The organism is Qipengyuania sp. (genome assembly GCF_042095715.1).
Taxonomy (GTDB): domain Bacteria; phylum Pseudomonadota; class Alphaproteobacteria; order Sphingomonadales; family Sphingomonadaceae; genus Qipengyuania.
Genome location: NZ_JBELMO010000019.1, coordinates 1 through 18871, shown reverse-complemented (window position 1 = coordinate 18871; position 18871 = coordinate 1). Strand labels below are relative to the sequence as shown.

General features: G+C 63.7%; 20 protein-coding genes and 1 other RNA gene. 10 read left to right on the top strand and 11 right to left on the bottom strand.

What is annotated here, in order from left to right:
* Positions 1-18: 18 nt before the first annotated feature.
* The gene (gene putP, locus ACFDTG_RS06765; RefSeq protein ID WP_375290253.1) at positions 19-1506 is read right to left on the bottom strand and encodes a sodium/proline symporter PutP; all 1488 of its coding nucleotides are present in this window, start codon (positions 1504-1506) and stop codon (positions 19-21) included.
* A gap of 183 nt (positions 1507-1689) precedes the next feature.
* On the opposite strand from putP, the gene ACFDTG_RS06760 reads away from it, so the two are divergent.
* Positions 1690-1944, top strand: coding sequence for a hypothetical protein (locus tag ACFDTG_RS06760; protein WP_375290282.1), 255 nt, complete (start codon positions 1690-1692; stop codon positions 1942-1944).
* Positions 1945-2313: 369 nt separating this feature from the next.
* Here ACFDTG_RS06760 and ACFDTG_RS06755 read toward each other — a convergent pair whose 3' ends face one another.
* From ACFDTG_RS06755 to mscL, 4 genes are all read right to left on the bottom strand, one after another.
* A complete protein-coding gene (locus ACFDTG_RS06755; protein ID WP_375290252.1) occupies positions 2314-3195 on the bottom strand; it encodes an energy transducer TonB in 882 nt (293 codons plus the stop codon).
* Between the two features lie 88 nt (positions 3196-3283).
* The gene (locus tag ACFDTG_RS06750) at positions 3284-4384 is read right to left on the bottom strand and encodes a DUF5694 domain-containing protein (protein ID WP_375290251.1); all 1101 of its coding nucleotides are present in this window, start codon (positions 4382-4384) and stop codon (positions 3284-3286) included.
* Positions 4385-4588: 204 nt separating this feature from the next.
* Positions 4589-4946: a transfer-messenger RNA gene (gene ssrA / locus ACFDTG_RS06745) on the bottom strand.
* Positions 4933-5421, bottom strand: a complete 489-nt coding sequence (gene mscL / locus ACFDTG_RS06740; protein WP_375290250.1) for a large conductance mechanosensitive channel protein MscL — start codon at positions 5419-5421, stop codon at positions 4933-4935. Before mscL ends, ssrA begins: the two co-directional genes overlap by 14 nt.
* 144 nt (positions 5422-5565) lie before the next feature.
* On the opposite strand from mscL, the gene ACFDTG_RS06735 reads away from it, so the two are divergent.
* From ACFDTG_RS06735 to ACFDTG_RS06715, 5 genes are read left to right on the top strand one after another with little or no spacing between them, the layout of a single operon-like run.
* The gene (locus ACFDTG_RS06735; protein WP_375290249.1) at positions 5566-6243 is read left to right on the top strand and encodes a LemA family protein; all 678 of its coding nucleotides are present in this window, start codon (positions 5566-5568) and stop codon (positions 6241-6243) included.
* 16 nt (positions 6244-6259) lie between these two features.
* Entirely contained in the window at positions 6260-7075 is an 816-nt protein-coding gene (locus ACFDTG_RS06730; RefSeq protein ID WP_375290248.1) for a TPM domain-containing protein, read from the top strand.
* A complete protein-coding gene (locus ACFDTG_RS06725; protein WP_375290247.1) occupies positions 7075-7749 on the top strand; it encodes a TPM domain-containing protein in 675 nt (224 codons plus the stop codon). Before ACFDTG_RS06730 ends, ACFDTG_RS06725 begins: the two co-directional genes overlap by 1 nt.
* Entirely contained in the window at positions 7746-8288 is a 543-nt protein-coding gene (locus tag ACFDTG_RS06720; RefSeq protein ID WP_375290246.1) for an NUDIX hydrolase, read from the top strand. Before ACFDTG_RS06725 ends, ACFDTG_RS06720 begins: the two co-directional genes overlap by 4 nt.
* A gap of 3 nt (positions 8289-8291) precedes the next feature.
* Entirely contained in the window at positions 8292-9074 is a 783-nt protein-coding gene (locus ACFDTG_RS06715) for an SDR family oxidoreductase (protein WP_375290245.1), read from the top strand.
* Positions 9075-9131: 57 nt separating this feature from the next.
* Here the strand turns inward: ACFDTG_RS06715 and ACFDTG_RS06710 are convergent, their stop codons facing one another.
* The 3 genes from ACFDTG_RS06710 to ACFDTG_RS06700 are packed head-to-tail and all read right to left on the bottom strand — an operon-like array spanning position 9132 to position 9609.
* A complete protein-coding gene (locus ACFDTG_RS06710; RefSeq protein WP_375290244.1) occupies positions 9132-9347 on the bottom strand; it encodes a PspC domain-containing protein in 216 nt (71 codons plus the stop codon).
* Entirely contained in the window at positions 9344-9457 is a 114-nt protein-coding gene (locus ACFDTG_RS06705) for an enoyl-CoA hydratase (protein ID WP_375290243.1), read from the bottom strand. The genes ACFDTG_RS06710 and ACFDTG_RS06705 overlap by 4 nt, the downstream gene beginning before the upstream one ends.
* Before the next feature lie 38 nt (positions 9458-9495).
* On the bottom strand, positions 9496-9609 hold the full coding sequence (locus ACFDTG_RS06700; protein WP_375290242.1) for a recombination protein F: 114 nt from the start codon (positions 9607-9609) through the stop codon (positions 9496-9498).
* Between the two features lie 222 nt (positions 9610-9831).
* Between ACFDTG_RS06700 and recF the strand changes: the two genes are divergently transcribed.
* Entirely contained in the window at positions 9832-10908 is a 1077-nt protein-coding gene (gene recF, locus ACFDTG_RS06695) for a DNA replication/repair protein RecF (protein WP_375290241.1), read from the top strand.
* Here the strand turns inward: recF and ACFDTG_RS06690 are convergent.
* Positions 10897-11604, bottom strand: coding sequence for an arylesterase (locus ACFDTG_RS06690; protein WP_375290240.1), 708 nt, complete (start codon positions 11602-11604; stop codon positions 10897-10899). The genes recF and ACFDTG_RS06690 overlap by 12 nt on opposite strands.
* Positions 11605-11652: 48 nt before the next feature.
* Between ACFDTG_RS06690 and ACFDTG_RS06685 the strand changes: the two genes are divergently transcribed.
* Both ACFDTG_RS06685 and ACFDTG_RS06680 read left to right on the top strand, forming a co-directional pair.
* Positions 11653-12342: an ABC transporter ATP-binding protein gene (locus ACFDTG_RS06685; protein ID WP_375290239.1), complete on the top strand. Its 690-nt coding sequence runs from the start codon at positions 11653-11655 to the stop codon at positions 12340-12342.
* Complete coding sequence (locus tag ACFDTG_RS06680) at positions 12339-14843, top strand: ABC transporter permease (protein ID WP_375290238.1); 2505 nt, start codon at positions 12339-12341, stop codon at positions 14841-14843. Before ACFDTG_RS06685 ends, ACFDTG_RS06680 begins: the two co-directional genes overlap by 4 nt.
* A 92-nt stretch (positions 14844-14935) precedes the next feature.
* Here the strand turns inward: ACFDTG_RS06680 and ACFDTG_RS06675 are convergent, their stop codons facing one another.
* Together ACFDTG_RS06675 and ACFDTG_RS06670 are read right to left on the bottom strand one after the other, a co-directional pair.
* On the bottom strand, positions 14936-17596 hold the full coding sequence (locus tag ACFDTG_RS06675; RefSeq protein WP_375290237.1) for a TonB-dependent receptor: 2661 nt from the start codon (positions 17594-17596) through the stop codon (positions 14936-14938).
* 141 nt (positions 17597-17737) lie between these two features.
* Positions 17738-17959, bottom strand: a complete 222-nt coding sequence (locus tag ACFDTG_RS06670; protein ID WP_375290284.1) for a hypothetical protein — start codon at positions 17957-17959, stop codon at positions 17738-17740.
* Here ACFDTG_RS06670 and ACFDTG_RS06665 point away from each other — a divergent pair.
* The coding region (locus ACFDTG_RS06665; protein ID WP_375290236.1) for a GTP-binding protein at positions 17852-18871 on the top strand (1020 nt) is incomplete at its 3' end. The genes ACFDTG_RS06670 and ACFDTG_RS06665 overlap by 108 nt on opposite strands.

Here is an 18871-nt window from a genome sequence, read left to right as displayed (position 1 = left end):
GTCATGAGCGGGGCGTGATCAGACTGCGCCTTCCACCGCTTTCGCATCGCGCGCGGTTGCCAGGCTGACGATCCAGATGGCGAAAGACGCCGCCAGGAAGCCGGGAAGGATCTCGTAGAGGCCGCCGTTCATGCCGGGGAGCTGCTGGTCCCAGCCGAGCGCGATCCAGGCCGCGACCACGCCCGCTCCGGTAACGAGGCCTGCCACCGCGCCCGCGCCTGTCATGCGCGACCAGGTGAGCGAGCCCAGGATCAGCGGCCCGAACGCGGCGCCGAAGCCGGCCCAGGCGTGGGCAACCAGACCCAGCACCTCGCTATCCGGATCGCGCGCAATGAAGATTGCGGCAAAGGCCACGAGGGCGACGCAGACGCGCCCGACGTTCACCGCTTCACGCTCGCTGGCATTCTTGCGCAGGAACAGACGGTAGAAGTCCTCCGTCAGCGATGACGAGCTGACGAGGAGCTGCGAACTGATGGTCGACATGATCGCGGCGAGCAGCGCTGCGAACAGGAAGCCCGTGACCAGCGGGTTGAACAGCAGATCGGCGAGCAGGATGAAGATGGTTTCCGGATCTTCGAGGACCAGGCCGTTGCGCTCCACATAAGCGCGGCCGGCCAGGCCGACACCGAGGGTGCCGAGCAGGCACACCGCCATCCAGCTCATGCCGATTGCCCGCGCCGCCGGCACCGACTTGACGCTGCGCAGGGCCATGAAGCGCACGATGATATGAGGTTGCCCGAAATAGCCAAGACCCCAGGTCACCGCGCTCAGGAAGCCCAGCACCGTCAATCCCTGGGTCAGGCTCAGGAAGCCTTCGACCGGAACCTGAGTCAGGCTTTCTCCCGAGCTGCCGCCAGGGCCGAACATTACCACCAGCGGCATGACCACCAGTGCCCCCAGCATGATCAGTCCCTGGACGAAGTCGGTCAGGCTGACTGCCAGGAAACCGCCGACCATGGTATAGGCCAGCACCACCAGCGCCGTGATCCAGATCCCGGCCGCATAAGGCGTCATCCCCGTGCCTGCCGGAAGAAGGTCGGCAAAGGCGCTCTCGAACAGCTTGCCGCCCCCGACCAGCCCGCTGGCGGTGTAGACGGTGAAGAACAGCACGATGACAATCGCGCTGATGACCCGCAGTGCGGTGGCGCTTTCCGGGAAGCGATTGGCCAGAAACTCCGGGATGGTGAGCGCATTGCCGCGCGCCTCGCTCTGTTCGCGCAGGCGTGGGGCCACCACGATCCAGTTGACGAAAGCCCCCACGAACAGGCCGATGCCGATCCACGCCGCGCTAAGACCGGCGAGATAAAGCGCCCCCGGCAGGCCCAGCAGCAACCAGCCCGACATGTCCGAGGCGCCCGCGCTGAGTGCCGCGACGGCGGGATGCAGGTTCCGCCCGGCGAGCAGATAGCCTTCCGAAGTGTCCGTGGATTTCTTCCACGCGAACAAGCCGATGGCGATCATGCCGACGAAATAGAGGGCGAGGGTAATCAGCGTTCCGGTATGCATGGGCGGGCCGGTAACAGAACTGTCCCGCGCTGGCCACCGCCGCCCCAGCCATGGTTAACGGCCTTTACAGCTCACCCGTCGGCAGGCTTTACATCTCGGGACGTGTTAACCAGCGTGGATGGCACAAAGCCGTCGATGGCATGATGTTTGCGTGCTGAGGGGTTAATGGAAGGACTATTAACGGTGTTCCGCAAGATTGCCCGGCTGTTCGTCATCAAAACGAACTTCGAAGCCTATCTCATCATCTACGCGCTCGCTTTGGGCGCCACCGCACGCGGGGCCGCCTATCTCGAGCAATTTCCGGGCTGGGGGGGCAAGCTGCTGTTCCTTGCCACCACCGGCGCCGTATTCATGGCTGGTGCCAAGATCCTCGACTGCCTGAAGTACGAGAAGGCGGCGCGGCTTGCCAAGGCTGCCGAGGCGCCTGGACCTGCCTGACGGGCGTATTTGCCGAATCGGGCGCGATCGTTTCGGAGAGACATGGACCGCTTGGACCACGGTCCAGGGAAAGTTTTGTCACCTTGCGCGCAGTCGGTGTCGCCTTGGCGGGATTGGGCGTAACCTTGTGCAGTCCGGGCGTCGCCTTGCGCGGGCCAAGTGTAACTTAGGGCGGGAAAAGCGTAACTTTGCGAGGCCCGCAGTGTCATCTTGCTTAGCTGGTGTCCTGGGTCGACGATGGGAAAGAGCCTGGCGCAGGATGGCAGGCAAAATCCTACATTGGAAGGATTTAGTGATGGTTTCTTCTGGATGTCGAGAGGTGTTGGGAGTTCAATCGTCGAAGGCGATCAGGCTTGGAGCGATCGAGGTTTAATCCCCCGAGTAGGTTATCGAGGTGACGTAAACGGATGCGACCGGCTCACCGCTGGCATCCAGGGCCGGGTCGAAGCGCGCATAGCGCATAGCCATCTCGCATGCGTATTTGCCGAAGGCGGTTTCTCTCGAACTGCCGAGCGCACCGCACGAGCTTGGCCTTCCGAGCGGCCCCACGATAATCCGGATGTCGGCGCGGCCCCGCCAGGCCTCCTTCAACACCTCCCGGGGCAACCCTTCCTGCGTTTTGCGCGCCAGAGTCATCTGATCCCTCGGCTTCAAGCTGCGCGACAGGGAGCGTTGCGGGGCGGGATCCAGGCCAAGTCCTGTGAGCAGATCATCGACACAGACGCGCAAGGCATCCATCGGCTGGCTCAGCGGCCCCGTTTGAAGCAAAACCTCGCCCGAGCCGGTGCCGTCGATCCGCAGCCCCGACATGCTTTCCTCGCGTGAAGTCTGCTCCGGCTCCGCCAAATCGCTCGTAGCGCCGTCTTGGCGAACGGAAGGTTCAAGTCTTCCACTGAATCGTACCGCCTGCCATTTGTCGCTGGTCAAAAGCCTCCCATTGCGCGCTTCGCTGAAGGTACCGCCCGGCTCGATACGAAAGCGTATCTTTTCGGCAGTCGGAGAAACCGTTAGCCCTGCGACCGTCACTTCGAAGAAATTGCCCCATTGGTAGGCCCGAATGTCGAGAGATATCTCGTCCGACCCATTTGCGAAGGATCGCTGGAGCGCGCAGCTATCCTCCGCATAGTCGACATTCCACGCCGATGTTGGCTGAAAGGTCTGCGCCGTGTCCGGCTGCGCGAAAGCGGGCAGGGAGAAAAGCCCGTTCGCGGAAAGAGCGAGCGCCGCGCCAATTGGCATAATTCTGGCCATCGGGTCAGGCTAACGACCGGTCCTGATTCCAGCAAGTTTCAAACGCTCAATCCGAGCCCGACACCGGAAAACGCAACTGGCTCTGAGTCTACGGCGCGAGCACCGGCATCACATCCACAAGATCTACGTCGCGCATCTGGCGCAGATAGGCTTCGTAATACGCCTTGTGGGACGCGCCCACGATGGCGATCATTCGCGTTCCGGGGCGGCGGCCAAGTACTTCGCGGATGTTTGCGACCATGCGCAGGTTGCGTGTCTCCCAGTAGGCGACATAGCGCCTGCCGAAGCCTTCCTCCGATGGCTCGACGAGTGCGGGCCCCCAGTCGGATCGATAGGCCTCCTCGGCATAGGACGGATCGTTGAGCGCGCGGTAATAGGTCAGCATGGCGCCGCGCTTGCCCAGACCCTTCGCCAGTTCGTCGCTCTGTGCGATACGCGCCTTGGTGGCCGGATTGTCCCATGCCTTCGATATCGCAGCTCCGTAGCCCTCCTCGTCGTTCAGGTTCCCCATGTAAGTGGCTTGGTCGTCCACGCTCCAGACCCGCTCCAGCCCGGATTGCGCGGCGATGCGCGCGGCGATGAGGTCGCTTTCGTTTGCGCGGGTCATGCGCTTGTTCAGCATCGCAACCAGCGCATCCGTCAGAACACCGTCGGCCTTGCGCTCGGTGTCTGAAAGGCGCAGCCATTGCACCAGTGCCGACGACGGTTCACCGGCAGCAAGGAGAAGCGCCGCGAGGCGGCGGCGCATTCCGGGCGAAGGATCCGCGGGCCAATCTTCCAGCGTGGTTTCGACCGCGGCATTGGCGGCGGCGACATCCAGTCCGGTCGCTTCGTTCGCTTCCTTCGGATCGAAGCAATAGGACTCGACGGAAACGCTGTAGCGCGTGGGATATCGGCGCATGAAATCGCAAAGGACGCCCGAATTGTCTTCGGTCGCGACGGCGGTCGGCTTCCAGGCCACGAGGCGTGCGACCAGCGGCTCGACCATCTCCGGTCGGAATGCGTCCGGTAACTGCGAAAGATGCGGGGTGCCCAGCACCATCACTTCGTTAGGCTCGCCTGCCGGTCGATCAGTCATGGTTTCAGGCCGGAAAATGGCGGAATCCTCCGATTGCGCGGCCAAGGGCATGCCGACCGCGAGTGCTACCGTGGCGAGGGCCAGCTTGTTGAAAAGAATCAGGCTTCGCATCGGCACTCTCCGGCGAGATCGATTTGCACGGGCGGTGTTAGCGGGCGGACGGGAATCCACCAGCGCGAATCCGCCGCTGTTAGACCAAGCGCAAATGGGTATCGTCGAAGTGCGAAGACGTGCGAGCCGCCTCCCTTTTCGCCTTTTGGTATTCACCTTCACGGGGAGGTGGGGGTTTCTGTTGCTAGGCACCCCCGGGCCCCCGGTTTCCGATTCTGTTACCCGGTTCGGTCCGAACCGTGCTCGTAGCTTTGTAAGATCAGGCCGCTAGGCCGTCAGATTACGCAGCGAGAGCAAGTGCTTCGTTGTCGTTGGCACTTGTGAGTTTTGAGCCTTGAACGGGTTACTCAGCCCGAGCAAAAACACCGTCTTTCAACACACGTCGATCCTAGTTCGGCCCCGTCAGGACCCCCGCACCCAAATGCATGGGCGCGGGGATTGTGGTGGAGCCGCCGGGTACTGCCCCCGGGTCCGTTGTGCCTATTGCACGGCGCAATTTATCGCCATATCCGGTCGAAACCGGCACGCCCTATATAGGGGCTTCTGGCTTAATGGGAAGTGTCGGAAACGATCGCGCCGTCCCGCGCCTTGAGCTCGGCCAGGATCCTCTTCAGCACGTCCAGCTGGGGATCGGTGGGGATGTCCTTCTCCTGACTGGTATCTTCCGCATCGGCGGCCTTGCGCTGCATTTCTTCCAGTACCCGGTTGACGCCGCGAAGCAGCAGGAACAGCGCGAAGGCCAGAATCAGGAAATTGACCACCTGCGTCAGGAAATCGCCATAGCCGATCATGGCAACGCCCGCTTCCTTGAGCTGCGCGTAATTGCCGGGCTCGCCCTCGTATCCCGCGGGGATGTCGCTCAGGCGGATGAACCAGTTGCTGAAATCCACGTCGCCGAAAATCCAGCCGATCAGCGGCATGATGACACTTTCGGTCAGCGATGTAGTGATCTTGCCGAAGGCCGCGCCGATAACCACGCCCACCGCAAGGTCCAGCACATTGCCGCGCGCGATGAATTTCTTGAACTCTCCGAACATTGCCGATCCCACCGTGATGATTGCCGCAGGCTTTCGCACGGTTCATGGCAGCGGGGACGCTCTGTCTCAAGCCGGTTTCGCTTGAACGCGCCGCGCACCGTGCTATCTGTATAAGACAGTAGTTTTCTCATGGGAGCCGTCTCAATGACTCGCCTTGCCGCCATCCGTACCATGATTGCCTTTGCCGCCGCCGCCGCGCTGTCGGCCTGCGGCATCAATTCGGTCCCGACCGCCGAGGAAGCCGCCAAGGCCAAGTGGGCCGATGTGGAGGCTGCGTTCCAGGAACGGGCCAATCTGATTCCCAACCTGCAGGAGATCGTCATGTCTTCCGCGGAGCAGGAGCGGGCGACGCTCAATCAGGTTATCGAGGCTCGCGCGTCGGCCACCCGGCCAGAGATCCAGGTCAGCGGGGATGATCTTAGCAACCCCCAGGCGATGCAGAATTACCAGGCTGCCCAGAACAATCTGGGTGGGGCGCTCAGCCGTCTGCTCGTGTCGGTCGAGCGCTATCCCGAGCTGCGCAGCCAGGAGAATTTCGGCCGCTTCATGACTCAGATCGAAGGTCAGGAGAACCGCATCCGCGTTGCCATTCGCGACTATAACGAGGCGGTGCGCCAGTATAACACCACCATCCGCACCTTCCCCGACGCGATCGGTGCCAAGGTGATCCACGGTGCCGAACCTCTGGTGCCCTATCAGGCGGCAACGCCCGGTGCCGAAGTCGCGCCGACGCTCGACATGCGGGCGAATACCGGAGCGGCCGCTCCCGCTCCGGGTGCCAATGACAACGCCGCCGAAGCCCCTGCCGCGGTAAATCAGTAAGCGGCGGGCGCGCGAGATGCGCGATTTGCTCCGCCTGATGCTGCTTGTGATGGCGGCGCTGGGTCTTGCCCAGCCCGCCTGGGCACAGCCCGCCTTTCCCGAGCGCGGCACCGCGCCGATCGTCGATAAGGCCAATATCATCGACGATGCGACCGAGGCTGAGCTGACCCAAAAGCTCGAACAGTTCGAACAGACGACGGGGCGGCAATTCGTTATCGCCACCGTTCCCACGCTCGATGGTTACGACATTGCGGATTATGGCTATCAGCTTGGGCGCGAATGGGCACTCGGTGATGCCGAGCGCAATGATGGCGTCATTCTGCTGGTCGCGCCCAACGAGAAGAAGGTGCGGATCGAGGTCGGATATGGCCTCGAGGGCGTACTGCCCGACGGTCTTGCTTTCGAATATGTCGAGGAAATGAAGCCCTATTTCCGTGAGGGCGATTTTACCGGGGGCATTGCGCGCGGTGCGGATCTCATCACGACCCAGCTCGCCCTGCCGCCTGAGGAAGCAGCCAGGATCGCGCAGGAACGTTCGCAGCAGCGCGAAAGCGAGGGCGGGTTTCCCATCGGCGCGCTCTTCTGGATCGTCTTCCTGATCCTGTTCTTCGTTCTGCCGATGCTCAAGGGCGGCCGCCGACGCAGGCGCGGGCGTCACAGCCCCTGGGGGAACACCGCCCGTGACATCATGCTGTGGGAAGCGGGCAAGGCGATCGCCCGCGGGCTGACCGATGATGGAGGCGGCTGGGGCGGCGGTGGCGGCTTCGGCGGCGGTGGCTTCGGGGGCGGCGGCGGCAGCTTCGGCGGCGGCGGCGCGAGCGGGGGCTGGTGATGGGTTACCTCGACGAGGCGGGGCACAGGATCGTTTCCGATGCGGTAGCCGAAGCCGAACTCCAGACCTCCGGCGAAATCGTGACAGTGCTGGCCGACCGGTCGGACGGATACACTGATGTGATTCTCCTCTGGGCCATCGGCATCGCCTTTACCGCGATGAGCATAGGCGCGCTGATCCCCGGGGCCATCTTCGACACGATCGATGGACTGATGGGCGGCTGGAGCCATGAATGGACGCCGGGTGAAATGATGGCCTGGACCAGCGGCCTGGGCTTGGCCTTCTTTCTGGTCGTCTGGCTGATTTTTTCCTTCGATCCGGTCCGTTTCCGCGTGATCCCTGGCCCGATCAAGCTGTCTCGCGTGCGCGATGCCGCGGTACGACATTTCAAGGTGGGGGCCGATCGCCGCACTCACGGGCGGACCGGTATCCTGATCTACGTATCGATGCGCGAACATCGCGCGGAGATCGTGGCGGACGAGGCGATCGCGACCAAGGTGGATGCCGAAGTGTGGGGCGACGCGATGGCCGACATGCTCGTAGAGATCAGGCAAGGCCGGCTGGCCGAAGGGCTTGCCGCCGGAGTTCGGGATGTGGGTGCCGTGCTTTCCGAGCATTTCCCGCGTGCCGAGGATGACCGGAACGAGCTGCCCGACAGGCTTATCGAGGTATGAGTGTTCCCGACGCGGACGCGCCGGAAGAGATCGTCTGGCAGGGCAAGTATGTAACTGCCAAGACCCGTGGCCGCTGGGAATTCGTGAGCCGTGCGCGGAACATCCGCGCCGCGGTGATCCTTCCCCTGGTGGATGGCGACGTCCTTCTGGTGGAGCAATATCGCGTGCCGTTGGGACGCCGCTGTATCGAGCTTCCCGCCGGCCTGATCGGCGATGAGGATGGCGGGGAAGGTGAGGACGATCTCACTGCGGCGGGGCGTGAGCTGGAAGAAGAGACTGGCTACCGTGCCGGCAAGCTGGAGGATCTCGGCGAATTCTGGTCGAGCCCCGGCATGGTCAGCGAAAGCTTCACTCTGGTGCGCGCTACCGAACTGACCAAGGTCGGCCCGGGTGGCGGTACGGAAAGTGAAAATATCACCGTCCACCGCGTTCCGCGGACGCAGATCCCGGAATTCGTGGCTGCGCGCCGCGCCGAGGGTTGCGGCATCGATGTTCGCGTGCTGATGCTTCTGGCCGGAGATTTCCTCCCGGGAGAGTGATGCATGGCAGGACGGGTGGCGGGCAAACTGGCCCTGGTAACCGGCGCGGCCCAGGGCTTGGGCGCGGCGCAGGCGCAGATGCTGGCGCGCGAGGGCGCCAAGGTTCTGTGCACTGATATCAACGAAGCGGGTGCGAAGGACGTCGCCGCGTCAATCGACGATAGCTGCGGCAGCGGCACCGCCTTTGCGATGAAGCTCGACGTCACGAGTCCGGAGGAATGGGATGCCGCGATCGACATGGCGCGCGAGAGCATGGGCGGGCTTTCGATCCTGGTGAACAACGCCGGGGTCGGTGTGCGCGGCAATATCGAGACCTGCACCTACGAGGATTGGAAGCGCGGCTTCGCGATCAACGTCGATAGCGTGTTTCTGGGATGCCAGAAAGCCTTGCAGCTGATGAAGGACAACCAGCCGGGCTCCATCGTCAATATTTCCAGCATTGCCGGCCTGATAGCGAGCGACACCATGCCGGGCTACAACGCCAGCAAGGCGGCGGTGTGGATGCTTTCCAAATCGGTGGCGCTGTATTGCGCCAAGATGGGCTGGAACATCCGCTGCAACAGCGTGCATCCGACTTTCATCGACACCCCCATCCTCGACGGAATCGTGGCGAATTCGGGGCGGGACAAGAGCGTGGTGATGGACAAGCTTGCGCGACAGATCCCGCTCAAACGCGTGGGAGAACCGGACGATATCGCGAACGGGGTGCTCTATCTTGCCAGCGACGAGAGCAAATTCATGACCGGGGCGGAGCTGAAGCTCGACGGCGGTATATCGGCCATGTGAATTTTCGGCCGCCCTGGGCGGACGAAAGGTGACGAGGGGGCCTCGTACGAAGCCCCCTCAGTCGGCGATCAGCCCGATCGCCAGGTAGATAAGTGCGGCGGTGCCGAAGCTGACGAGCGCGCCGACCACAAAGGCAATTCTCACGGTCGTGGTATCTATGCCGGCGTAGTCCGCAATGCCCGCTGCCACGCCCATGATCTTGCCATCATGCTTGTTTAGACGGAACCGGCGGCTGGGGATGCCGCCTACCGGGCGGATGTCATGATTGCTCATGCGATCACTCCGCTCGGTGACGCCGGGACGATGGCGTAGGCGAAGAAGACTGCCGAGACAGCCAAGGACGACACCAGAGCAAAGAGCTTGCTGGAAGTGGTGGACGACATGATAGAATTTCCTTGTTTCAAGAGAGGGTTGGTAGCGCTCAGGCTATGAAGCCGGCGGGGGTGGCGGGGACGATCGCGGTGGCCAGGCACAGCACCGAAAGGGTGAAGGCGGCGGCGGCGGCTAGGACGTTGTCGAGATTGAAAGCAGACATGTTTTTGTTTCCCTTCCTGTGTCCCGGACCATTCCGGGGACACACAAGGGATTGCATGAGCTGTGCCAAATCTATGAAGTCTTTAAATTTCAGAATATTACGATTTACGGTGCCTTTCAGCGTCGTTTACGTTTACGCAAGGTTGGGATTTTTTCCCATTTGTTGGGAGGCGTCCTTTCGACTGGCCCGACCAAAGCCCTCCAGCTAGGGCTAAGTCTCCTCATGGCGCTCGCTCGGATCACACTCACCGACTTCAGAAATCATCGGGACACGACGTTCGACGGCGCGGGGGGATTCAATCTGCTCGTTGGTCCGAACGGGGCGGGCAAGACGAATGTGCTGGAGGCGATTTCCTTGCTTTCGCCGGGACGCGGATTGCGCCGCGCACAACTGGGCGAATTGGCGGGGCGCGAGGGCACGGGGGGATTTGCGGTCGGCGCCACGCTCGCGGCGGAGGGGGCTGCACGCATCGGGACGGCGGCCGATCCTGCCAAGCCCAACCGCCGCCGCGTCCGCATCAACGGAGCCGACACCTCCGCCTCCGCCTTGGCCGAATGGTTGGCGGTAGGTTGGCTGACACCCGCGATGGACGGACTGTTTACCGCATCGGCTGGCGAGCGTCGTCGGTATCTTGACCGCCTGGCACTGGGGCTGGAGCCACGGCACGCATCGAAGGTGGCACGCTACGAAGCTGCGCTGCGAGAACGAAACCGCCTGCTGTCGGATCAGGCACCGCCGGATCCCCAATGGATGGATGCCATCGAAACACAGATGGCGCAGGCGGGTGGCGATCTGGCAGAGGGGCGGTCCGCGCTAGTCGATGTGCTGATGGGGGAGATCGTCCGTCACGGAGAGGAGAGCTTCCCGCGTCCGGCGCTTACCTATCGGCCCGGAGGACCCACGGGTCACGAAGAGCTTTCGCAAGCCCTGCATGAAGGGCGGGCCAGGGATCGGGCTGCCGGCCGCACGCTGACTGGTCCGCATCGCGACGATCTGGAGGTTTTCTATGCCGCCAAGCAGCGAGCAGCGGCGCAAAGTTCGACTGGCGAGCAAAAGGCGCTGTTGATTGCCATTACCCTGGCCCACGCCGCGCTTTCGGCGCGCGGGAGACCGGCTGTCCTGCTGCTCGACGAAGTAGCCGCGCACCTTGATCCCGATCGCCGCGCTGCCTTGTTCGAACGGTTGGAGGGGGCGGGGATTCAGGTGTGGGTTACGGGTACGGAACGCGCGCCATTCTCGTCCATCGCCGATCGTGCAGCGATCTGGGATGTACGGGCGGGCACCGCCTCACGGCTCTGACGGAGCCGGCCCCAGGGCTTCGACGACCGCGCTCTTGGTCGCCTCAGCCAGCAGGCCCAGGCCTTCCCTGGTCGGGTGCAGCCGGTCGCTCTGGAACAGTTCCGGGCGCTGGTAGATGGTTTCCAGCCAGAACGGCACCAGCGACACGCCCTCACGCTCAGCCAGATCGCCGTAAATGGAATCGAAGGAGCGCTGGTATTCGGCCCCGTAGTTTGGCGGCGCGCGCATGCCCATGAGCAGGACCGGGATGCCGCGGCTTTGCAACTCGTCGAGCATCGCGGTTAGATTGGCCCGCGTTTCTTCCGGGTCCAGCCCGCGCAGCATGTCGTTGGCGCCAAGTTCCAGTATGACGAGCTCGGGCGGTTGCGGCTGAGCATCGAGCGTGAATGCGAGCCTTTGCAGCCCCGCGGCGCTGGTATCTCCGGAAACCCCGGCATTGGCGATTTCGGCATTGATCCCGCCTTGGCGCAACTGCGCCTGGAGCTGTGCGGGATAGCTTGCCTCCTTGCCCACGCCGTAGCCCGCGAAGAGGCTGTCTCCGAAGGCCAGAATATGGCGTGGAGGTCCGGAAACGGTGGCTTCCGTACCGGACTGTCCGCTTGCCGGTTCCGATGGGGGCGGCGCGGTTTCATCCGCCGACTGACTGCATGCGGCCACCGCCAGCAGCGCTGGAATCGACAAAAGGGTCATTCGCATGGGTTCAAGTTCCTTGTTGCCACCCGATGCCTATGCCATCTCGCCTGTGTGACAAACCCCATTCCCGCGATCACCGCCCGCAACCTTACACTCACCCTCGGATCCGCCGCCGCGCCGGTTACGATTCTGAAGGGCATCGATCTCGATGTCCGGAGAGGGGAAACGCTCGCGCTGCTGGGACCGTCGGGCTCCGGAAAAAGCTCCCTGATGGCGCTTCTCACCGGGCTCGAACGCTTGAGCGGGGGCACGCTCACCGTTGCGGGGGCGGACTTCGCTTCGCTGAGCGAGGACGAACTGGCCAAGGCGCGGCGCGGGCGGATCGGCATCGTCTTGCAGGCCTTTCACCTTCTGCCGACCATGACTGCGCTTGAGAACGTGGCCACCCCGATGGAGCTTTCCGGGGAGGCGGATGCCCGCGACCGCGCCAGCGCCGAGCTCGAGGCGGTCGGTCTTGGCCATCGCCTCGATCATTACCCGCAGCAGCTTTCGGGCGGAGAGCAACAGCGCGTCGCCATCGCGCGCGCCACCGCCCCGCGACCCGCGCTTCTGTTCGCCGATGAACCCACCGGCAATCTGGATGCCGCCACCGGTCAGTCCATCGTCGAATTGCTGTTCGCCCGGCGCAGCGAAACGGGTGCCACGCTGCTGGTCATCACGCACGATCCGGATCTGGCGGCGCGCTGCGACCGGATCGTGACCCTCGCCGACGGGCGCATCGCCAGCGATACCGCCACGTGAGCTGGAGTACGGCATGGCGCATCGCGCGGCGGGATCTGTCGGCGCGCTTCAAGGGACTTCGGCTGCTGCTGGTCTGCCTGTTCCTGGGGGCAGGCGCCCTGACCGCGATCGGATCGCTTACTGCGGCGATTGAACGCGAATTGCAGGATCGCGGTCAGGAATTGCTTGGGGGAGACATCCAGCTTTCCGTCTGGCAGCGCGGGCTGCGCGCCGAGGAGAGGGACGCGCTGACTTCGCTTGGCACGGTGTCCGAAGGCGTGCGCCTTCAGGCGATGGCGGTCGCGGGCCAACAAACCGTGCCGGTCGAACTGAAGGCAGTCGACCGGGTCTATCCGCTCTACGGCGCGCTAACGCTGAAAGATGGGCGCCGTGTCGGGCCCCCGCCCGATGGGCAGGCTTGGCTGACGCAGGATGCCGCCGACAGGCTGGCACTGACGCCGTCGATGCGGTTCACGATCGGCACGCGCACGCTGACCGTGGGCGGCATCATCGCCCAAGAGCCTGATCGGCTGGGCGAGGGCTTCCAGTTCGGCCCCACCGTTATCGTCGATGGCGCGCTGGCTGCCGATGCAGGCTTGCTGGCCCCGGGGTCGATGTACCGCAGCAAGATCCGGGTGAAACTGCCGGAGGGGGCCGACGCAACCACCGCCGGCGAAGGTTTTCTCGATCGCTTTCCCACGGACGGGTTCGATTTGCGCACGCGCGATCAGGCTTCGCCCGGAGCGGATCGCTTCGTCAGCAGGATGGGCGATTTCCTCACCCTCGTGGGTTTGGCCGCGCTGGTGATCGCGGGGATCGGGATTGGCGGCGGGGTTTCGAGCTATCTCGACGCGCGACGCCCCAGCATCGCGACGCTCAAGGTGCTTGGCGCCACCAGTGGCGGCATCGCACGGATCTACGCGCTGGAAATCGGTGCGGCCGCGCTGATCGGCAGTGGGGCGGGCATGGCGGCCGGTGTCGCCGTGACGCCTCTGTTGGCGGGTGCGTTGGACGGCTTGCTGCCGGTAGCCGGCGGGCTCGTGATTGCCCCGGGTGCGCTTGCGCTGGCGCTTGGTTATTCGCTTCTTGTTGCGCTGGTGTTCGCGGCCCCTCCGCTGCTGCGCGCAAGGCGGTTTCCCGCGATGGCCCTCATGCGATCGCGGATCAGTCCGCTGGGGCGCGATCCCGCTGCCATCGCTGTCGTGATCGCGGGCCTTGCGGCAATCGCGGCGCTGGCCTTGCTGACTGCGAAGGATATCCTGCTCACGGGCAGCTTCCTGGCGGGAGCAGGAGCGGTGTTTCTTTTGCTCGCCGCGGCGGGCGGCGCCTTGCGCCGCGTAGCGGCACGCCTGCCGAGACCGGGCAACCCCATAGCCCGCGCCGCGCTGGCCAATCTGCACCGACCGGGCTCTGCCACCGGAATGCTGATCACCGCGCTTGGCTTCGGGCTGGCCGCATTCGTGCTGCTGGCCGCCGTGCAGACGGCAATAGACGGCACGATAGCGCGCCGCGTCCCTGCCCAGGCGCCCGACTATTTCGTGCGCGACATACCGAAGGACCGCTCCGCGGAGTTTATCCGTCTTGCCGATGCAAGCGCCCCGGGTGCAAAGGTGGAATTGGTCCCCATGCTGCGCGGGTCGGTAATCGCGTACGGACCGCCCGATGCCATGACACGGGTAGCGGAGATGGAAGAGAGGCCGGAGGGGGCATGGGCGCTGTCCGGCGAGCGTGGCCTGACCTACGCGACGACCCTGCCCCAGGGTAACACCGTCACGGCGGGTCGCTGGTGGTCGCCGGATACCACCTCGCGCGAGGTCTCCGTCGATGAGGAATTCGCCGACGCTGTCGGCCTGAAGGTCGGCGATGCGATAACCTTCGGCATTCTTGGTGCCGAAGTCACGGCAGAGGTCACGAGCCTGCGCCGCATCGATTGGCAATCGATGGGCTTCAACTTCGCTTTCATCCTGTCTCCGCCAGCGCTCGAAAATGCTCCGCACAATCTGGCCGCAACCATCGAACTGGCCGGCAATTCGCCCACGGCGCCGCTGTTACAGGGCATGGTGAGGACCTTCCCGTCGAGTTCCGTGATCGAGGTAAAGGGCGTGATGGCTCAAGCGCGGACCTTGCTTGAGCAGGTCGGGCTGGCGACGCTGGCCGCGGCGGGCGTAACCGTTCTGGCGGGCATTGCCGTGCTGCTTGGGGCGATTGCCGCGGCCCGCGCCCAACGCAGCTTCGACACCGTGATGTTGCGCGTGTTGGGGGCTAGCCGGGGCCAGGTGCTGGAGCTTCTACTGTTTGAATACGCCTTGCTCGCCACCGTACTTGCCGTCGTGGCACTGGTGCTGGGCGGCGCTGCGGCGTGGCTTGTGATCGTGCAGTTGTTCGAATTCGAATGGCTGCCCGACTGGCCGACTGTGCTGATGACGCTGGGTGCCGGCCTGGCGGCGGTGCTGATATTTGCCGTCCTGGCGTCCCTTCCCCTGCTGCGGGAAAAGCCTGCGCGGGCTTTGCGAGCCCTGTAGGCCAACCTGCCTATCGTCAGAGCATTGCCAAACAGAACGCACAAAAAAAGGGAGCCCGGAGGCCCCCTTTTCGTTACACTATCTGTCCCCGCTCAGAACTTGAAGCGAACCACGCCGCCATAGGTGCGCGGCTGGTTCGGGTAGCCCGAGATCGATCCGCTCTGTGCGGTGCTCGGGAAGATGGTGACGATGTATTCGTCATTGAGCAGGTTGCGGACATAGGCGCCGATCTCGAGCCCGTTATCCATCGCGAAGGTCATCGACCCGTTCACCAGATTGACCTCGCGCGAGTAGTTGCGCGCAACCTGACGACCCACGGCGTTGCTGCCGAAGCCCGGCACACCATTCAGGATCTGCGTGTTGCTCTCGTGATTGTAGTCCAGGCGTGTGATCAGGCTATTGCCGCTGGCGCCGAATTCGTGGGTGTAGGTGGCGGAAGTGGCGATCACGAATTCGGGGACGTTGCCGGGGCGTTCGCCGCTGACATCGCCCACGGGCGAGTTGACGAAACTGTCGTAGACAGAATCGAGATAGGTCATCGCATAGGTGAAGACCAGATTGCGCACCGGGCTGATCGTCGCGTCGAATTCGAAGCCCTTGGCAGATTGCTGCCCGGCATTTGCCAGCTGGAAGCCGGTTCCAGTGAACAGGAATGCCTGGAAACCCTTTATGGTCTGATCGAACAGCGCGAGGTTGAAGCCCAGGCCATCGAACTGACCCTTGATTCCGATTTCATAGACCTCCGCATCCTCGGGGCCCGCAAAGCGCGACCCGGTGGTGAGGTTCGTGATGGGAAGCCCGGCGTCCAGAACCGGCGAAGAGGGGGCGAGGAAGTTGCTTCCGCCCACGACTGCGCCGACGCCAGCGGGCAGGGCGGCAGGCACGAAGTCCCCGAAAAGCGGCCGGGAGTCGCGCGACAGGTTGACCGAGCTCGCCTTGAAACCGGTCGAATAGCTTGCATAGACATTGAGCTCGGGAGCGACGTCGTAGGCGACGCGGGCCACGTAGGAAACGTTGTCATCCCGCGTCTGTCCATCCTCGACCGCATTCGGCACATCCAGGAAGGGGGGAAGAAACTGCAATGCCGCAAGGCCGAGCAGAGGATTGCACGTTCCCGCCGGCGCGCCTGCTGCACAGGGGCGCGTCGCTAACGTCCGCAGCACCGCCTGGTTCGCCGCCGGCAATGCCTGGAACTGAGCGCGTGTGCGCACCAGACCCCCGGTTGCCTGCGTGATGAAGGCATCGGCCAGGTTGATGTTGGCCAGCGGATCGAGCGCGTCGCCGGACAGGGCGAAATCCTTGCGGTCGTCCGTGTAGTTGGCGCCCACGGTGAACACGAGCCCGTCGATGGGTTCGAAATCGAGGGTGCCAAAGATCGAGTACGACTCATTCGACATGCTGTAATTTTCGACCGTCGTCGGACCGGCCCGGAAAATGCTCCCGGTCGGAAGGCCGAGCCCCGCTTCGAGACCTGCAAGCGTGCCAGGGCGGCCCTGGCCTGCGAGGAGATCGAAGAAAGCCCTCGCGTCGTCGCCGTTGCGCAGTCCGCTGGCCTGCTCGATGTCCTCGTTGAAGTAGAAACCGCCGAGCAGGAAGTTCAGCGGCCCGTCGAAGTCCGAAGCGAGACGAAGTTCCTGCGTGAAAGTGTTGACCGCCTGATCACGCGTTTCGCTGACCACGTCCGCACTGGAGAAATCGACATCCTGGTCGAAGAAGTTCTGCAACTCGCGATAGGCGGTGATGGAGGTGAGCGTCAGATCGCCCACGTTCCATTCGACCTGTGCCGAGCCGCCATAGTTGTCGACCTTGTTGATCGGGACCTGATTCAGATAAGTGTCGTAGCTGAATAGATTATTGGGATCGATCGCACCGCCGACAGCGAAGATGAGGGGGGCGGTAGGTCCGGCCAGGACGTTGCCGACAACGCAGCATGCCTCGTCGATGTTGGAATAGTCGCCAATGAGGCGGATCGAAAGGTCGGGCGTCGGCTCGATCAGCAACTGGCCGCGCACGTTCCAGCGGTTGCGGGTGCCCAGATCCTCGTCGAGATTGACGATCCGCGCATAACCGTCGCGGCGGTTGTAGCCACCGGCCAGCGAAAAGGCGATCGCATCGCTGATGGGGCCGGTAACGTCGCCGCGCACGACCACCGAATCGTAATTGCCGTAGCTGGCTTCGATGTTGCCGCCGAAGGTGAATTGCGGCTCACGTGTGACGACGGATACGACGCCAGCAGACGCGTTCTTGCCGAACAGGGTCGACTGTGGTCCGCGCAGAACTTCGATCCGCTGCACGTTCGCGAGGTCATCCAGCGCACCCGCCGAGCGAGAGCGGAACACGCCATCGATGAAAACGCCTACCGAAGGCTCGATCCCGAAGTTGTTGTCGCCGTTGCCGAAGCCGCGAATGGAGAATGTGGTGTTGGAGGAGCTTTGCAACTGCTGCACCCGCAGCGACGGTGCCACCGTCTGCAGATCGATCAGGTCGCGAATCTGCGCACGCTCCAGCGTTTCGGCCGTGGTCACGGACACCGAGATCGGCGTTTCCTGAAGAGTCTGTTCGCGCTTGGTCGCGGTGACGACGATCCGGTTGCCCGAACTGAGGTCCTCGGCATCTTCATAGTTGTCGCCGTCGCTATCCACCTGGTCCTGAACCTCGGGCGGAGCGGCGGTGGTCTGCGCATGAAGCGCGGCAGGGGCGAAGGCAGTGGTCGCGAGCAGAAGCGCGCGCACGGCAAAAGCGTCAAAACGCATGATATAAAACCTCTCTCAAACTCTCGATACCCTGTCCGGCGGACAAGGGGCACCTCACGATTGCGCATATCCGCCATAGGTCGGTCTCTCAATGCCCTCTCTTCATTGCGTTCATGTGTCGAACCCAGCGTTGCATTCGAGTCACACACTGTGGCCACCCTGGCCGCTGGGCGCGCCGTCCGCTAGGGGCGCGCGCGACAAGGCGGCCGGACGGGTTTCGGGCGCCATTCTCCGTACATCACTGAAAGCGCCATAATGTCCCGCCCCCTGCGAAATCTCGCCATCATTGCCCACGTAGATCACGGCAAGACGACTCTCGTCGATCAGCTCTTCCGTCAATCCGGAACTTTCCGCGAAAATCAAAGGGTTGAAGAGCGCGCCATGGACTCCGGCGATCTCGAGAAGGAACGCGGGATCACCATTCTGGCCAAATGCACCAGCGTCGAATGGGAGCACGAGGGCGATACCACCCGGATCAACATCGTCGACACGCCCGGTCACGCCGACTTCGGCGCCGAGGTGGAGCGCATCCTGTCGATGGTCGATGGCGTGATCCTGCTGGTCGATGCCGCGGAAGGGCCGATGCCGCAGACCAAATTCGTCACCGGCAAGGCGCTGGCGCTGGGCCTTCGCCCGATCGTGGTGGTCAACAAGATCGACCGTTCCGACGCGCGCCCGCAGGAAGTGCTCGACGAAGTGTTCGACCTGTTCGCCTCGCTGGACGCCAACGACGAACAGCTCGAGTTCCCCAGCCTGTGGGCCTCGGGCCGCGATGGCTATGCCAGCGACGACGAGACGGCGCGCTCGGGCGACCTGACCCCGCTGTTCAAGCTGATCGTCGATCACGTTCCGCCGCCGGGCCTGGACGCGGATGCGCCCTTTTCCTTCCTCGCCACGCTGCTCGATCGCGATCCGTTCATGGGCCGCGTGCTGACCGGGCGCGTGCAGTCCGGGCGGGTCAAGGTGAACGATCCGATCCGCGCCATGGACGCCAAGGGCAATGTGATGGAAGTCGGCCGCGCCACCAAGTTGCTGAGCTTCCGCGGGCTGGAGCGCGTTCCGGTGGACAGCGCCGAGGCGGGCGACATCATCGCGCTCGCGGGCCTCGAAAAGGCGACCGTTTCCAACACCATCGCCGATCCGGCAGTGACCGAACCGATCGCCGCGCAGCCGATCGATCCGCCGACGCTGGCGATGCGTTTCGCCGTCAACGACAGCCCCCTGGCGGGCCGCGAGGGCGACAAGGTGACCAGCCGCATGATCCGCGATCGCCTG

Excerpts from the sequence above, each read along its gene's own strand:
- putP (WP_375290253.1), bottom strand. The coding sequence starts at position 1,506 with ATGCATACCGGAACGCTGATTACCCTCGCCCTCTATTTCGTCGGCATG.
- ACFDTG_RS06755 (WP_375290252.1), bottom strand. The coding sequence starts at position 3,195 with ATGGCCAGAATTATGCCAATTGGCGCGGCGCTCGCTCTTTCCGCGAAC.
- ACFDTG_RS06750 (WP_375290251.1), bottom strand. The coding sequence starts at position 4,384 with ATGCGAAGCCTGATTCTTTTCAACAAGCTGGCCCTCGCCACGGTAGCA.
- mscL (WP_375290250.1), bottom strand. The coding sequence starts at position 5,421 with ATGTTCGGAGAGTTCAAGAAATTCATCGCGCGCGGCAATGTGCTGGAC.
- ACFDTG_RS06735 (WP_375290249.1), top strand. The coding sequence starts at position 5,566 with ATGACTCGCCTTGCCGCCATCCGTACCATGATTGCCTTTGCCGCCGCC.
- ACFDTG_RS06730 (WP_375290248.1), top strand. The coding sequence starts at position 6,260 with ATGCGCGATTTGCTCCGCCTGATGCTGCTTGTGATGGCGGCGCTGGGT.
- ACFDTG_RS06725 (WP_375290247.1), top strand. The coding sequence starts at position 7,075 with ATGGGTTACCTCGACGAGGCGGGGCACAGGATCGTTTCCGATGCGGTA.
- ACFDTG_RS06720 (WP_375290246.1), top strand. The coding sequence starts at position 7,746 with ATGAGTGTTCCCGACGCGGACGCGCCGGAAGAGATCGTCTGGCAGGGC.
- ACFDTG_RS06715 (WP_375290245.1), top strand. The coding sequence starts at position 8,292 with ATGGCAGGACGGGTGGCGGGCAAACTGGCCCTGGTAACCGGCGCGGCC.
- ACFDTG_RS06710 (WP_375290244.1), bottom strand. The coding sequence starts at position 9,347 with ATGAGCAATCATGACATCCGCCCGGTAGGCGGCATCCCCAGCCGCCGG.
- ACFDTG_RS06705 (WP_375290243.1), bottom strand. The coding sequence starts at position 9,457 with ATGTCGTCCACCACTTCCAGCAAGCTCTTTGCTCTGGTGTCGTCCTTG.
- ACFDTG_RS06700 (WP_375290242.1), bottom strand. The coding sequence starts at position 9,609 with ATGTCTGCTTTCAATCTCGACAACGTCCTAGCCGCCGCCGCCGCCTTC.
- recF (WP_375290241.1), top strand. The coding sequence starts at position 9,832 with ATGGCGCTCGCTCGGATCACACTCACCGACTTCAGAAATCATCGGGAC.
- ACFDTG_RS06690 (WP_375290240.1), bottom strand. The coding sequence starts at position 11,604 with ATGCGAATGACCCTTTTGTCGATTCCAGCGCTGCTGGCGGTGGCCGCA.
- ACFDTG_RS06675 (WP_375290237.1), bottom strand. The coding sequence starts at position 17,596 with ATGCGTTTTGACGCTTTTGCCGTGCGCGCGCTTCTGCTCGCGACCACT.